Genomic DNA, 14,247 nt, shown 5'->3' on the forward strand with positions numbered 1-14,247 from the left:
ATGGGAATGATGGTGACCGCCCGGCGCGTCGAGGCTGCTGCGGGCGAGGTCCGGTACGAGTTCGGTTTGGATGACAAGTTCGACCGGATTCTCACGATCGATCCAGCCACTCTCGACGCCCATGTCGAAGATGGCGAATTCAACTCGGCCGCCGGTGCGATCACGGCGAAGATCGTGAAGGCTTGGCGATCCAGCGGCGAGTTCCCGGCAAGGATGTTGTTTGCGAGCTGAACCCGTCGGCGCGCATGCGCGTTGGCGGGCAACTCGGCCTCGAAGTGGATCTGGTCCAGCATGCCTCCCCCGGTAGCTCTTGTGCCCCGTCGACGCCGTCACGGCTGCTGACCTGGCCTTCCATCGGGCCGATCCGGTCACCGGCGCAGGCGGCGCGAGCACTCACCGTCGTGGCCGTCACGGAGCAGGCAACGCCGGCCGCCTGGCATGCGCAGGTCACAGAAGACCCGGTGCCGGACGAGCTGATGGTCCTCTTCGGAGACGGTGGTCTCCCCCGGGTCGGTCATCGGCAGCACCAGCATCCACCGGCCGATGACCCGGGCCAGGCGTTGCGCGGCAGGCAGGTCGGTGGCAACGACGGGCAGGTGGATGACGTACCGCTGGCTCATCGGGCCTGGCCCCGCTCGTTGCGGGCGCGGGCCTGATCGGTCTGCCAGCGACGCAGCCCGGCCTTGATCCGGGCGGTCTCGCGGCGGCTCTCGGCGAGAGCGGCGTAGACGGCGGCCATGTCGCCAGCGACCCGGTCGAGGAAGGCGTACACGTCGTCGGGGTTCAGACCGCGACGTCCGAGCCTGGTCGGTGCGAAGCGGCGCTCGCGCACCTGCCATGGCAGCAGGCTGGTGTACGTCGAGGAGCGATACGTCGCTCCGACCTCCTGTGCCGGTCGTTCGTTGCGGGCACTCATCTGCTCTGCCTGCCTTTCCCTTGATGGAAGGGGTGGGCCTTGTTCACACCGCTCGCGCGGGCCCACCCCGCCTGCCACCGCGGCTTCGACTAGCGGCACGGCAGCAGGGTTGCTGTACGGCGTCACTCGACCGGGCTATAGATCAGCCTCCCGCCTTGAGGCTCTGCCGCTTCAGGCAAATATACGGACAGGGGCACAGGGGCACAACCAGTAGGGCGCACGGGGGGATAAGGCTTACCAGGTATGACCGTCGATCCGCGCTCACACACGCCCGTCTACGTGCAGGTCGCTGACCTATTGCGGAGGCGGATCGAGTCTCGCGAGCTGGCGCCCGGGGTATCGCTGCCGAGCGAATCCCGGCTGACACAGGAGTACGGCATCGGCCGTGAGGCGGTCCGGATGGCGATATCGATCCTGCGGTCCGAAGGGCTGGTCAGCACCGTCCGCGGCCACGGAACGCGGGTGCGAAGTGCGCCTGACCGGCAACGGGTGGAGTTGCCGGCCGGCGCGTCGGTCGTCGCTCGAATGCCGACTGGCCGAGAACGCAACGAGCTGCACCTCGACGAAGGTGTCCCGGTGTTGGAGATCCGCCACAGCAAGGGCGAGGTGGAGGTCAAGCCCGGCGACCAGGTCGAGCTGATGCGCCCAACCAAGAGTTAAGCCGCAACCGCCGAACCGATCCGCATGGCCGGCGTGGGCGGCGGATCAAGTAGAAGTGCCTCGCCGTTATCTGGGGACGCCCTGCAGACGAGGTTAGCGGTCGTCCTCGTTGGGGTCGCCTGTGTCCTGTGGATCGTCGTCTTCCTCCGCGAACGCCTCGGGCGCCTCCGCACCCCCGGTCAACTCCCCCGCATCAACGTCCCGCTGCGCCTGCTTGCCCATGGCCTTCTCCACCAACTCCAGCAGCGCCCGCCGACGAGCGAGGAAGAACGCGTCGAAGTCAGCCGCTCGCAGCGCCTTAGTGTCGATTAGGTGGGCACCGATGATGTCGTCAAGCTCATCGGAGCCGACGGCAGCGGCGCCTTCGAGCTTCGGCACATAGGTTGCAGGAGAAGCTCCACCGATCAGACGGTTGGTCTTCGCGGCCAATGGCGTCTTGTTGATGATGCTCTCGCGGAGATTGCGCGGAATCTTGTTGTCGTCGCACCACTTCTTTGGGAAGACGTGGTGGATGTCGACGTCGAGAGCGACGTACTGCGTGTGGTCGAAGGTCTGGTGGAATCTCCAGTCCTTGGCACCCCCCGCCATCAAGAGTGCGTGCAGGCCCTTGTACGCGGCGGACTGCCGGGTTCGCAACGACAGCAGCCGGGACTCAGCGAACGTCGCTCCCGATACGGTGCCCGGGAGTTGGATTGTGGTGTCCGGGGATGTCACGGCGCGCGCCCAGGCCGGGACCTGGTCAACGTCGCGCGCGAAGCGGGTTTCCGTAGCGCCGCCGTAGAGCTCGCCGAGGATGCCGCACCAGAACCACTGGCGAAGGCGGCTCCGAACCCCATGGATAGTCGCAGATTCGCCGAGGATCACGCGGATCACCGCCAACGGCACCAGTTGCGTCGGGTACGGGATGTCGCGCGACCGGTGGATGTGTTCGTCCCGGAGAAACTGTGCTACCCACACCAGCGCCTCCCTCACCTGCTCAGCCCAGGCCAAGTACTGACTGAGTTCGAGCCGCAGCACGTCCTCCTTCCGAGCGGAGGTGAACGACGGCCCGTGAGCGGTCACGAGCAAGCTGACTGCTTGGAGGAAATCCGTATTGCGGATGCCCCTCAGGACGGGATGAGCGGAAATGATCTGCTCGGTGAGTTGCCAGTCGTCCTTCAGTCGGAAGTCATCGCCGTGCTGGTCGAAATAAGCGGCGTCACCGGCGAAGGTAGCTGTCAACAACTCGAAGACGTTGAGGGGAAGGCCGCCGGTGTTGACCTTCTCGAAGACCGTGGCGACGGCGCCTTTGGTAGTCGACTTATCCAGCTCAATGGCTGGAATTTCGTAGCTCTGCATCGGCGTGAGGATCTCGCCCTGGAAGCGCTGGATGAGCGCTCTCCGCGCGGTCGCGTCGCCCGTCTCCCCTGGAAAGTTCCACAACCAGTCGAGCTGACCGGGCGAGTCATAGATCAGACGGAACGGGAAGTAGCCGTGCTGGCGCTCCTTCTCCGGCGTGGACACGTCGAGGCGGATGTCCTTGCCGAAGTTGGTCCGCTCGATCCCGTCGCCCGGCACGATTACCACCGCCTCGTCCCGACGGGCCGGGTCCTCAAGAGCTCGGGCGATGTCGATGTAGAAGCGTCGCTGGACCTGCTTCTTCCGGGCATCCTCGGTGTCGACCACCCCCGAGCCGGTCAGTGACTGGTAGAGCGACGTCAGGCGCTGCTGCCCGTCGAGCAGAAGCAGGTCCGGCTCCGCCTTGCCAGACTCCGAGGGAGTTCCCTCGATCGCCTTCGGCTTGAACCGCACCTGATCGTTGCCGGTTTGAAGCAGCATCAGCACGCCAAGCGGGTGTCCCAGCGTCACCGTGACGAGCAGCGACCTGATGCGCTCCTCGTCCCACTTGTAGCCGCGCTGGAAGTCCGGCAGCTGGATCCTGCCGTTGCCGGCCTGTTCCAGAAGCTTGGACAACTTGTACTGTGGCGTCTGGAACCCCACGATGCTCCCCGGAACGATTTATTGACGGTGCGGTCAGGGTACCGGGACGTCCTTCGGGGCACTGCCCCTCGACGGTCTGAGCTATGCGACCGAGTGTGCGGCGGTACGGGCCGAAAGTCAGGTCAGTCGGACGTCGGTGACAGATCAGGCAGGTCGGGCAGGTCGACGAGCGTCTGCACTAACCGCCTCGGGCCCGAGGCGATCTCGGGTGCGGCGGAAACGGCTACCCATCGGGCTCGTAGTCACCGTGCCGATATTCCGCCAGGCCACGGCACCGGTATCCGGCGTGGCCATCGGCAGCATGTGTCAAGCGGACAGATCCGCCAGGGTCCGGCGCCGGATCTCCTTGAGGGACACCACTTCGCCGGTGCGTGCGTCCTCGGTGTGCCAGAAGTCCAGACCATCGGTCGCCTTCGTGGTGGCCGAGACACCCGGACCGTGCACGGCGATCTTCACCGCCTCCCCCGCCCCTGAGGGCGAGTTGTAGACCTGTCCGCGATACCGGATGGTGCCGTCGACCAAGAGTTCGGCCTGGTGCTGCTTGCCGAAGTAACTGGCCACGAGCGTGCAGCCCGGCCGTAGCCGGCCCACGTCGATCATGTCGGGAAGATGAAGCCGGCGTTCTTCTGGACTGACCAGCGGCTTACCGGATCGGCGCTTGCCAGCGCTGGAACTCAACCTTGATTGAACCTCCGCGACCGGAACGACTTGCGGATTTTCAATGCTGCTCCCTTGCCTTTGAGCTATGAGCGGCACAGGGGCCGCTGGAACTGCTCGGGAGGCAATCGACGTGGCCGCCGCGGGGAAGTCGAAGGTTGCTCGCGCTCGTACCAGGCTGGAGCGGATGTCCTCCCGGGTGAGCTTAGAAAGCCGACGGTCGAGCAACGCCACAAGGTCGGACGCAGGCTCCCCGCCGGCGAACAACTCAACAAGCTCGGCGTTTACCTGTCGGTCGACGAAGAAGCCCTTCCACAACTCCTCGATCCGGTTGTCCCGCATGTTGTCCTTACTGAGCAGGCTCAACAGCTCGACTACCGCTTGAACGTCGTCCTCAAGTCGGACAGCACGGAAGAGCTTCTGTTCAACCGGCACGGGCGCGTGGGCGTTATAGACCCGCCACTCCGAGCCGTCCGTGAGCGCCACCCACTCGACGCCAGCGACGGCGGCGTAGGCGATCGTCTGGTTTGCCCACCGCGGATCGTCAAGATTCTCGCCAAGCCCCTTTGCCTCGATGAACAGTCGCGGCGTGCGTAGTAGTAGGAGGGCGTAGTCGACCGGGTTGTCAGTGCCACGACGTCGGTACTCACGGTGCACCTCATCGGGGTCGAACAAGTCCCATCCCAGGGCGCCGATGACGGGCTCGATCAAGCCTGCCTTGGTGTTCTGCTCACCAATCCGCTGCGCACGCCGCCGGTGGCGCTCCAACAGGTCGGCGCACTGCTTCACCGCGTCATGTAGCTCAATCACCCGTTCAACCTGCTCACCAACGCCTCACTTCAGCTGGCTGTTCGCCAGATCAACGTGCCGCCAGGGGGCCGGGACCGCGCCGGCCCACCCGACAGGCTCCTCTCCACCACTGGCACCCAAACGAGAAAACCACAGCACGTGGTCAAATTGAAGATCTATTCAAGCACCGTTTGTGGACAATAAGCTGAGGCACCTCGGCCGTCCTCACCGCAAGACATGCGCCTCCGGATGCGGTGAGACGTCGCGGCGCTACGTTTGGTCTTCCACGTACGTGCGGGTCTGCTTGAGTACCAGATCAACAGCATCCATACGGGCGTCGGGCGGGTAGCCGTACCGGGCCAGCAACCGCTTGACCTTGCTGCGGACCAGAGCCTGGGCTTGCTCCCGGATCCACCAGTCGACCGGCAGATCCTGAAGCTCATTGACGAGGTCCTTGGCGATCTGCCCCAGCACCTCGTCGCCAAGCAGTTCCTTGGCCGACTCGTTCTGCGCGACAGCCGTGTAGAAGGCGTACTCGTCCTCCGTCAGGCCCATCTCGGCAGCCTTGCCGCGATCAGCCGAAACTTCCTTGGCCAGCGCGACCAGCTCCGCAATGATCTCGGCAGCGGTGAGGCCGCCGGAGGTGTATCGCTGCATCGTCTTCAACAGCTTGGCGGTGAACCCCTCCTGAGCAACGACGTTGTGGGGGTGGGCCAACCGGACCTCGCGCTCGATCGCTCGGCGCAGTGCCTCGATGGCCAAGTTAGGGCGCTGGCTTTCGCGCATTCGACGCATGAAGTCTTCGTCCAAATGCGACAGGTCGGGGCGCTGGATGCCAGCCGCCTCATAGATATCGACCACCTCATCGACCGCGATCGCGCTCGCCGTTAGCTGCCGGATCGCCAGCTCGACGTCCGCCGCCGTCGCGAGCCCCCGCTCCGCCCGCTCCTCGGCCCTCAACTTGGCCAGATACAGGCGTACGGCTTCGAAGAACTCCAAGTCCGTCCGTAGTGGCCGAAGCTTGTCCTCACGGGGGCAGTTGCTGTAGGCGCGAGCGATCTTGCGGGCGGTGTCGGCGTAACGATCAGCGAGGGTCGGCTTGCCCTCTTCCAGGTCCGGTTCAGGGCTGCGGAGGTAATCCACGACGTCGAGCGCGGCATGGTAAAAGGCACGCGGTCTGCCCGAGTCGCGCTTGGCCTTCCAGTTGATGCCGTGAAGCTGGCTGCCAATCACGCCGTGCAGCTCAACCACCATGTCGACGGCCGCACTGATGTCCTTTCCGATAGGCCTCTCATCGATGTCGGTCCGGGTGTACTCGGCGAGCGCCTTGGTGAGGTCGTCGGCGATGCCAAGGAAGTCCACCACCAGACCGCTGGGCTTCTCGCCCCATCGACGGTTGACTCGGGCGAGGGCCTGCATCAACGCTGCCCCGCGCATCGGCTTGTCCAGGTACATCGTGTGCAGCGGCGGCGAGTCGAACCCGGTCAGCCACAGCGACTGAACGATCACCAGTTCCAACGGGTCTTCGGCGTCCGTGGCCCGGCGCTGGATCTTCTTGATCGCGCCGGTCGCCCGGACGTGGGTGGCAATCGGCTCCTGGTCCTTAGCGCTGCCGGTGTAGACAACCTTGATCAGCCCTTGGTCGTCGTCTTCGTCGTGCCACTCCGACCGGATCGCGGTGATCTCCTCGTAGAGGTCAGCGGCGACTTTCCGGGAGTAGCAGACGATGATGCCCTTGCCGGGCTTGCCGGTCAGCTTGACCATCTCGGTCCGACGCCGCTCCCAGTGCTCGACTATGTCCTGGGCTAGCGTCCGTACCCGATCAGCGTGGCCGACGACATCCTCATACTGTGCAAACGCCCGCCGAACGCGCTTGATCTCCTCCTCGTCGAGGTCGACCGTCAGGTCCTCGGCCTCCTCGTCCAACTCCACCGGGTTCACGCCCTCGGGGAGGTGCACTGGAATATGTCGGTTCTCGTAGTAGACCCTCACCGTGGCGCCGTCTCGGACGGCGCGGGTCAGGTCGTACACGTCGATGTAGTCGCCGAAGACAGCGCGGGTGTTCGCCTCGGCCCTGGAGATTGGCGTGCCGGTGAAGGCGATGAACGCCGCGTTAGGCAACGCGTCATGCAGGTTTTTGGCGTAGCCGTCGAGGAAGTCGTAGTGGCTGCGGTGCGCCTCGTCCACGACCACGAGCACGTTGCGCCGCTTCGACAGCAGCGGGAAGTCGATGTTCGCTTCCTTGTCCGCCTTGGAGCGGTTGAACTTCTGCAGGGTGGTGAAGATGATCCCGCCGGACGGCCGGTCCAGCAGGCGCATCAACTGCTCCTTCGTGTCCACCTGTACGGGCGTCTCAGGGAGCAGGTCACTGGCGGCGAAGGTGAGGAAGAGTTGGCTGTCCAGGTCGATCCGGTCGGTGAGCACCACGATCGTCGGGTTGCGCAGCGCCGGCTCTTGCATCACCTTCGCGGTGTAGTACACCATCTCCATGCTCTTGCCTGAGCCCTGCGTGTGCCACACGACGCCGATCTTGCCGTCGCCGCCCACCGCGGTGATCGTCTTGTCGACCGCGGTGTTGACCGCGAACATCTGGTGAGCTTTCGCCAGACGTACCGTGTCGATCGCGCCACCCCGCTCTCGCGAGAAGGCGGTAAAGTTGACCAGCAGGTCCAGGAAGACCTTGGGGTCAAACGCCCCACCGATCAGAGTCTCCAGCGCGCGGCCGTCAGTGACGTCAACCGGCTCACCGCGCTCGTCGATGTCCCACGGAGCCATGTGCTCCCAGGGGGTGAAGAGCGTCCCGATCCGAGCGGTGATGCCATCGCTGGCGACTGCGAAGACCGGCACCGCGAGTGCCGTCGCCCCGAACTCACGCCGATAGGTGAGGAGCTGGTCGTACGCCTCGCGAGTGCCGTCGGCCGCGCCGGCCTTCTTGAGCTCGAACACCGCTAGCGGCAAACCGTTCACATAAGCCACCAAATCCAGCCGGCGCTTGCGGCGAGTATCCTTGAGCGTCACCTGGTTGGCCGCGATCAGATCATTGCCGTACGGGTCGAGGAAGTCGATGACCCAGGCCGTGTCGGTGCGGTTCTCTCCCGACGCCGGATCCGCGTAACCGACCTTCACCCCATGCGTGAGCAACGTGTGGATGCGGTGCCGCTCGGTGAACGCGTCGGCCGACGTCCGCTTTTCGAGCTCGGCGACCACCTCGTCCACGGCGTCCAGCGGCAACTGCGGGTTGATCCGTGCGACCGCGTCGCGAAGCCGGCCATACAGCACCAAGTCGCCCCAGGACTTCCGCGCCCCATCACCCTTGCGCGATGGCGCTAGTTCCGTGCCGGTCATGGGCTGCCACCACTCGCCAAGTTGATCCTTGACGTGGTGCTCCCACTCCGCCTCGGACTCGTCGTGGGGAAAGGTCGGGTCGTCCGACAAGGTCATGGCTTCTCCAGGGTGGGTGCCGAGGCGCGGAAAGTTGCTCAGGGATGTGTGGATGGAGTGTCAAACCGCGTCGGAGAGGAACTGCTCGGCGTCCTTGATCCGCAACTCACCGGAAATCAGCTTGGGGAGGAGCGCGTCCCGGAGCCTGGTGAGCACCCGGCTTTCGATGTCGGCTTGGTGTGCCCGTTCTCGTAGCAGGATGACGGTGTCCTCGAACGCCATAAGCGAATCGTCCGGTGGGAGCGGAACCTTCGCGTCGGCAAACCGTTCAGCGCGAACCGCCGGATAGGCGCTACCCTCAGCGACGCTCTCCAGATAGGTGACGAACTCTTCCCGGGTAGTGATGCCGTATAGATACGCCGGACCAACGCCCTTTGGTGTCATGACAGCGAAGCCGGTGGAAGCAACCAGGTTAGGGTCATCGTCCAGAATGAGTGCGTGCGACCTACGGTTTGGACGCACTGTGGACCAAATAACATCACCACGAGAGACGCCGCGGCGGGCCCGACCCGGCGCGTCATCCCAACTCGATAGCTCTGGCCATGAGACTTGCCCTGGCGACACGCTCGAGATGTCGATGTAGCGAAGTTGGCCTCCCGGAACAGATGCACGCTTTCGACCGTTCACTTTCGCAATCGAGCCGAGGGTGGCCTCCCGCCATCCGTCATTGAGGCTAAACCCAGCCAACAAGGCTTCCAATTTCTGCAATGCTAGGGTGTCGACAGTCGAGACAATTCGCTCGTTGACTGCGATCTTGTCGTCCAGTGCGCCCAGAAGACCCGCGATCGCAACCTGCACTGGAAACTCAGGCGCAGGAATCCGGATCTTCAGCAGCTCGGATTGTCGAATTCCGAGAACCGTCGTACCACTAGACCTGCTATGGAGATCATCCCGAACACGCTGGAATTGGAAAGCATAGAACAGGTATCGACTGTCTAGAATGCCCTTCTTGCCGCGGAGGCCGAACAATCGCTGGCCGAGCACCAACGGCTCGTCAGTATCAACGAGTGCACACTCACCAAGAGGTGCCTCAGAGGTAAGAATCACATCGTGGCGCCGAGTCGGCACTGGCATCCATCGCCTATACAGCTCGGGCGAAATCCGACGCGCCCCGGCAAGATCAAGGCGACCCTTCTTAACGAGCATTGCCGATGCAACTGGCACGCCGGTTGGAGTGAAGTCGCCGCCGAGTTTTTTTGGCGTCTTGCCTCTGTGGTCAATCAGCACCTCAAGTGCATCGCCCAGGATCATCTCAGACATCGATCCTCCCGAGCTGTTCGCGGACCACGGCCTCAATTCGCGCCGACTCGTCGAAGGCGGCGAAGAGTTCCTTCGTCAATCGGGAGACCTTTTCCTCGACTGGTTCGTCGCCACTGGTGTCGACTTCAGCTGCACCGACGTAGCGGCCGGGCGTGAGGATGAAGTCGTGTTCGCGTATTTCCTCTAGGGAGGCTGACCTACAGAAGCCGGGCACGTCTACGTACTCGGTCGTCTTGTCGGTGCCACGCCAGGCGTGGTAGATGCCGGCGATGAAATGGATGTCCTCGTCGGTATATTCGCGCTCAGTTCGGTTCACCATGACGCCCATGTTTCGGGCATCGATGAAGAGGATCTGGTTGGTACGGTTGGCGAGCCGCTTAACCCCCTGCGGGCTTTTGTCCCGTGAGAGGAACCACAAGCAGGCCGGGATCTGGGTGGAACGGAAGAGCTGGCCGGGGAGCGCCACCATACAGGCAACGAGGTCACCCTCGACCATGGCCCGACGAATATCGCCCTCGCCGGACTGCTTGCTGGACGTGGAACCGTTGGCAAGCACGATGCCGGCGCGGCCCTTCGGCGAGAGCTTGTGGGCCATGTGCTGGAGCCACGCGTAGTTGGCGTTCCCAACTGGCGGAATGCCGTATTCCCAGCGGGGGTCCATGACGAGCCGGTCGCCGCCCCAGTCGGAAATGTTGAAAGGGGGGTTAGCTATCACGATGTCGAAGCGTTTGTCGGGGAACTGGTCTTCGTGGAAGCTGTCCGCCCACCTGGTGCTGAGGTTGGCTTCGATGCCGTGGATTGCGAGGTTCATTTTCGCCAGCCGCCAGGTATTCTGGTTGAGCTCCTGGCCGAAGACCGAGATGTCGAACGCCTTGCCACCGTGGGTCTCGATGAATTTCTCGGCCTGCACGAACATGCCGCCGGAGCCACATGCCGGATCGTAGACCCGCTCCCCGGGCTGTGGTTCGAGAATCTCGACGAGAAGCTTGACAATGCTCTTCGGTGTGAAGTACTCGCCACCTCGTCGGCCCTCGGCTAGCGCGAACTTCTCCAGGCAGTATTCGTAGACCTCGCCAAGGACGTCGCGGGCGCTGCGGCGCTTGCCGTCGGCGTCGAACTGGTCACGGAAACGGAGCTTGTGGATGAGGTCGACGAGTTCGCCAAGGCGGCGCTCGTCGACGCCACGCCCGTTGTAGAGGCCCTGCGGCAGAGCGCCCTTGAGGTCGGGGTTGGCGTCGCCGACGGCCTTCATCGCTCCGTCGAGGAGCTGGCCGATGCTGGTCTGGCCAGCTGCCGCCTTGGCACGGTGCGCGAGAGACTCCCAACGGGCGGCTTGCGGCACCCAGAACACGCCCCGACCGGCGTACTCGTCCTGGTCCTCCAGCAGCGCGGGCCGGTTCTCCTCGGGGATGCCCTCCCCCTCCAGCTCGGCCTCGATCTGCGCTCGCCGCTCGTCGAACGCGTCCGAGGTGTATTTGAGGAAGATCAGGCCGAGTACGAAGTGCTTGTACTCGGCGGCGTCCATGCTGCCGCGCAGCTTGTCGGCCGACTTCCAGAGGGTGTCTTTGAGGTCGGCCGATTGCGGCTCTACCGACTTGCGCGCGCGTGGGGGCACTGGCTTTGTCTCCTCAGATGGTCGCGTTCGATGTGTTGGGCTTGAAACGCAGGCTCATCGCCCCGTCGGCGACGCCGGCGGCGATTCGCTGCCGGACCAAATCCAATGCCGCAGCCTGGTTGCGGGCCTGCTCTGCTAGGTCATTGAGCATCATGGACGCCTGATCGAGGTGGCCGTAGTCGCTGGCGGTCAACACGGGGATCTCCAGCTGGTGCAGAGTCACGCTGCGCACGCGTATCCCGGTGCGCGCCGCGTTGCGCGCCGCGCCGAGTAGGGCCGCCAGCGCGTACGGCCCGATCCATGCCTGCTGGGGCTCGTCGCGGTACAGGGACGAGTGTTTGACGTAGCCGGGGATGCGCAAGCCCTGTACGGGGGTGAGCAGGACACTGCCGCCGGCAGCGTCGACCATGACGCGAAGCTGGTCGCCGGCCATGACGACCACGTCGCCCGGCTCCGTGATCGCGGCTGCGGCGTACTGCCCGAGTGTGAGAACGTCGATGCGACGCCCGCCGACGGGAACCTCTCCGAGCAGCTCTTCGCGACCCAGAACTCGTTGACCGCTTCGACCCAGATCAGCATCGGGTATGCGATGGCCCGGCAGGCGGATGAGCTGCCGGCCGCGTAGCAACTCGCCGACCGTGCGGTATGCGATGCCCTGCGCTCGGGTCGTCACCCCGATCCGTTCCAGCGTGGTGATCGCGTCATCCGCGCCCATTTTGAAGGTTGCCGCCGCAGACTCACGTGCCCGCACCGCCTCCACCACGTGGTCCTCAGGTGCCGCCTTGGGTATCAACAGATGTGACGGCAGGAGCGACCGCCTACCCATTAGCACCGACACGGGAATCGCCGTGCATTGCTCAGCTTCACGCGATTCCCGCGAGCCGCACACGAGCCGCGTTGTCTGTTCGATCCATGACCGGCCGTACCGGGACCGGACCTGTTCGGCGTCGCAGACAACGACGTCTCGCGTTGTGTCGCCCTCGTCGGGCGCCAGCACCAGCAGCACAAGGTCCGTGCCGCCGATGAAGCGGTGAATGTGGCGGGGTAGTTGGATGATCGCGCGGACGCAACCTCGACGCACGAGTTGCTCGCGTACCCACGTCACCGGAAGCCGGCGCGACATCCCCGTGCGCGTCAGCGTCCATTCCGGCACGACGGCGAACCCAGCGCCATCGTCGCTGAGGCACTCCACCACTCGAGAGGCCCAGGACAGCGGGTGTTCCTCATGGTGTTCCTGCTCGCCGGGCTGGAATGGCGGGTCGACAAAGACAAGGTCCGAGCCCGAGAGACTGCCCGTGTCCCGTCCGTCGGTGAGGACCGTGATCATCTGGTGGCCGTGGCAGAAGGACCTCAGACGCAGCCACCTTGCCGCCACAGGGTCTGCCTCAGCGCACCGGATCTCGCGTGGGCCGCCGGCGGCCATCATGGCGGTGAGCATCTTCCCTGGGCCGGCCGCGAGATCAGCCACGGCAAGCTCGGTGAGATTTCCCAGCATCTCGTTCGCCAAGCGCAGAATCAGGTCGCAGATCTCGACGGGCGTCTCAACCGGGCCACCGGACCAGCCACGACGACCAGCTGTGGAGAGCACCTCCTCGGCCGCGGCCGCTGCACCAAGCTCTGACACCAGACGCTCGACATCGTCAAGCATCGACAACGCCGGTTGGCCGCAAGCGCCGACATGACTGAGCAGGCCGACGAGATCAGGGTACTGAGCCTCGGCTCTGACGCACAGCTCCGCGAGAGCGGCGAGGTCGGCGGGCAGCGGGCGTTGATGGGCCACTCGCAGCGCGATCAACTCGAGCGCGACGTCGGCGAATGTGTCGGGATCGAGCTGGGTCTCATCGAGACTGCCACCACGGTCCATGCTTGCCCGGAATCTGTCTCCGTACGTGAGAGGCGCTAGTTCATCCTCACGCAGAGCCGGCACTGGCCGACGGTCCAGCCACCGGGCCACTTCATCCGAATCAAAGAGTGGCTGGCCAGGCGAACCGCCTATCGGGTCAGGGAAATCATGATGCCGGCGCCTCCAGTTGCTGACGCTGGGCCGGCGCACCTGGGCAAACCTGGCGATCTGCCCCAGCGTGACCGTCGACGACATTTGTCCCTACCTCCCCCCACCCGTCCAGTTGTCCGCGCTGCGACATTACCGATCAAGCGGGATTCGGAGCAAGTCATCACAGGTGGTAGGGGGGGTTATCAGAGCTTACTGGCGTGACCCTTGATAGCCGGTCTTCTCACGATGCGTTGTCGCGTGCCGGCCGGCCTGCCGCTCTTATTGGATGCGGCACCGGAGCGGCCACCAGCGCCAGCCCTGGCCGACCCATCAACCCGTCAAGGAGAACACAATGCGTAAGACCACGACCCTCGCACTGATCGCCACCGCCGTCGTCGCGCTGGGCTGCGGCTCCGGCGCCACCGACAACGCGAGCGACTCCAGCAACGACGCGGGCGGCGCCAAGAGCGAGGACAAGCCGGCGAAGACCGCGAAGATCGGCCAGCCGGCCCGGGACGGGAAGTTCGAGTTCACGGTCAAGTCGTCCAAGTGCGGCGTCGCCAAGATCGGCAACGACATGCTCGGCCAGAAGGCGCAGGGCCAGTTCTGCCTGGTCACGCTCAACGTGAAGAACATCGGCAAGGAAGCGCAGATGTTCGACGGCAGCAGCCAGAAGGCGTACGCGGCCGACGGCACCGAGTACTCCGCCGACTCCGGCGCGGCGATCTACGCGAACAAGAACGCCGAGACGTTCCTCAACGACATCAACCCCGGCAACCAGGTCAACGGCGTCGTCGTCTTCGACATCCCCAAGAACGTCAAGCTCACCAAGCTCGAGCTGCACGACTCGATGTTCTCCGGCGGCGTCGACGTCGCCCTGAGCTGACCGCTCGCGCCGAGGGCGGGACCCGCGAAGCCCGCCCTCGGTGCACCCCT

Annotated in this window: 11 protein-coding genes; 3 read left to right on the forward strand and 8 right to left on the reverse strand. The window is 64.6% G+C overall.

Features of this window, described 5'->3' with window-relative positions:
- On the forward strand, positions 1 to 231 hold the full coding sequence (locus tag AB0K35_RS01320) for a hypothetical protein (RefSeq protein ID WP_363882819.1): 231 nt from the start codon (positions 1 to 3) through the stop codon (positions 229 to 231).
- Between the two features lie 137 nt (positions 232 to 368).
- Here AB0K35_RS01320 and AB0K35_RS01325 read toward each other — a convergent pair whose 3' ends face one another.
- Both AB0K35_RS01325 and AB0K35_RS01330 read right to left on the reverse strand, forming a co-directional pair.
- The gene (locus AB0K35_RS01325) at positions 369 to 620 is read right to left on the reverse strand and encodes a hypothetical protein (RefSeq protein ID WP_238669503.1); all 252 of its coding nucleotides are present in this window, start codon (positions 618 to 620) and stop codon (positions 369 to 371) included.
- Complete coding sequence (locus AB0K35_RS01330; protein WP_363882822.1) at positions 617 to 916, reverse strand: DivIVA domain-containing protein; 300 nt, start codon at positions 914 to 916, stop codon at positions 617 to 619. The genes AB0K35_RS01325 and AB0K35_RS01330 overlap by 4 nt, the downstream gene beginning before the upstream one ends.
- Before the next feature lie 243 nt (positions 917 to 1,159).
- Between AB0K35_RS01330 and AB0K35_RS01335 the strand changes: the two genes are divergently transcribed.
- Positions 1,160 to 1,576: a winged helix-turn-helix domain-containing protein gene (locus AB0K35_RS01335; RefSeq protein ID WP_363882825.1), complete on the forward strand. Its 417-nt coding sequence runs from the start codon at positions 1,160 to 1,162 to the stop codon at positions 1,574 to 1,576.
- 93 nt (positions 1,577 to 1,669) lie between these two features.
- On the opposite strand, the gene AB0K35_RS01340 is transcribed toward AB0K35_RS01335, so the two are convergent.
- The 6 genes from AB0K35_RS01340 to AB0K35_RS01365 all read right to left on the reverse strand — a co-directional run bounded on the left by AB0K35_RS01340 (position 1,670) and on the right by AB0K35_RS01365 (position 13,182).
- Entirely contained in the window at positions 1,670 to 3,556 is a 1,887-nt protein-coding gene (locus AB0K35_RS01340) for a DUF262 domain-containing protein (RefSeq protein WP_363882828.1), read from the reverse strand.
- 306 nt (positions 3,557 to 3,862) lie between these two features.
- A complete protein-coding gene (locus AB0K35_RS01345) occupies positions 3,863 to 5,023 on the reverse strand; it encodes a hypothetical protein (protein WP_363882831.1) in 1,161 nt (386 codons plus the stop codon).
- Positions 5,024 to 5,272: 249 nt separating this feature from the next.
- Positions 5,273 to 8,443 (reverse strand): type I restriction endonuclease subunit R, encoded by a 3,171-nt coding sequence (locus AB0K35_RS01350; protein WP_363882834.1) that lies wholly within the window; start codon positions 8,441 to 8,443, stop codon positions 5,273 to 5,275.
- 60 nt (positions 8,444 to 8,503) lie between these two features.
- Positions 8,504 to 9,703, reverse strand: coding sequence for a restriction endonuclease subunit S (locus tag AB0K35_RS01355; RefSeq protein ID WP_363882837.1), 1,200 nt, complete (start codon positions 9,701 to 9,703; stop codon positions 8,504 to 8,506).
- A complete protein-coding gene (locus AB0K35_RS01360) occupies positions 9,696 to 11,318 on the reverse strand; it encodes a class I SAM-dependent DNA methyltransferase (RefSeq protein ID WP_363882840.1) in 1,623 nt (540 codons plus the stop codon). The genes AB0K35_RS01355 and AB0K35_RS01360 overlap by 8 nt, the downstream gene beginning before the upstream one ends.
- Before the next feature lie 13 nt (positions 11,319 to 11,331).
- The gene (locus tag AB0K35_RS01365) at positions 11,332 to 13,182 is read right to left on the reverse strand and encodes a class I SAM-dependent methyltransferase (RefSeq protein ID WP_363882843.1); all 1,851 of its coding nucleotides are present in this window, start codon (positions 13,180 to 13,182) and stop codon (positions 11,332 to 11,334) included.
- A gap of 481 nt (positions 13,183 to 13,663) precedes the next feature.
- Between AB0K35_RS01365 and AB0K35_RS01370 the strand changes: the two genes are divergently transcribed.
- A complete protein-coding gene (locus tag AB0K35_RS01370; RefSeq protein ID WP_363882845.1) occupies positions 13,664 to 14,197 on the forward strand; it encodes a DUF4352 domain-containing protein in 534 nt (177 codons plus the stop codon).
- Positions 14,198 to 14,247 lie beyond the last annotated feature (50 nt).

The sequence above is a fragment of the Micromonospora sp. NPDC053740 genome (genome assembly GCF_040677775.1).
GTDB lineage: Bacteria > Actinomycetota > Actinomycetes > Mycobacteriales > Micromonosporaceae > Micromonospora > Micromonospora alfalfae.

Coding starts and splice junctions, on each gene's coding strand:
- AB0K35_RS01320 (WP_363882819.1), top strand. CDS start 1: ATGGGAATGATGGTGACCGCCCGGCGCGTCGAGGCTGCTGCGGGCGAG.
- AB0K35_RS01325 (WP_238669503.1), bottom strand. CDS start 620: ATGAGCCAGCGGTACGTCATCCACCTGCCCGTCGTTGCCACCGACCTG.
- AB0K35_RS01330 (WP_363882822.1), bottom strand. CDS start 916: ATGAGTGCCCGCAACGAACGACCGGCACAGGAGGTCGGAGCGACGTAT.
- AB0K35_RS01335 (WP_363882825.1), top strand. CDS start 1,160: ATGACCGTCGATCCGCGCTCACACACGCCCGTCTACGTGCAGGTCGCT.
- AB0K35_RS01350 (WP_363882834.1), bottom strand. CDS start 8,443: ATGACCTTGTCGGACGACCCGACCTTTCCCCACGACGAGTCCGAGGCG.
- AB0K35_RS01355 (WP_363882837.1), bottom strand. CDS start 9,703: ATGTCTGAGATGATCCTGGGCGATGCACTTGAGGTGCTGATTGACCAC.
- AB0K35_RS01365 (WP_363882843.1), bottom strand. CDS start 13,182: ATGGACCGTGGTGGCAGTCTCGATGAGACCCAGCTCGATCCCGACACA.
- AB0K35_RS01370 (WP_363882845.1), top strand. CDS start 13,664: ATGCGTAAGACCACGACCCTCGCACTGATCGCCACCGCCGTCGTCGCG.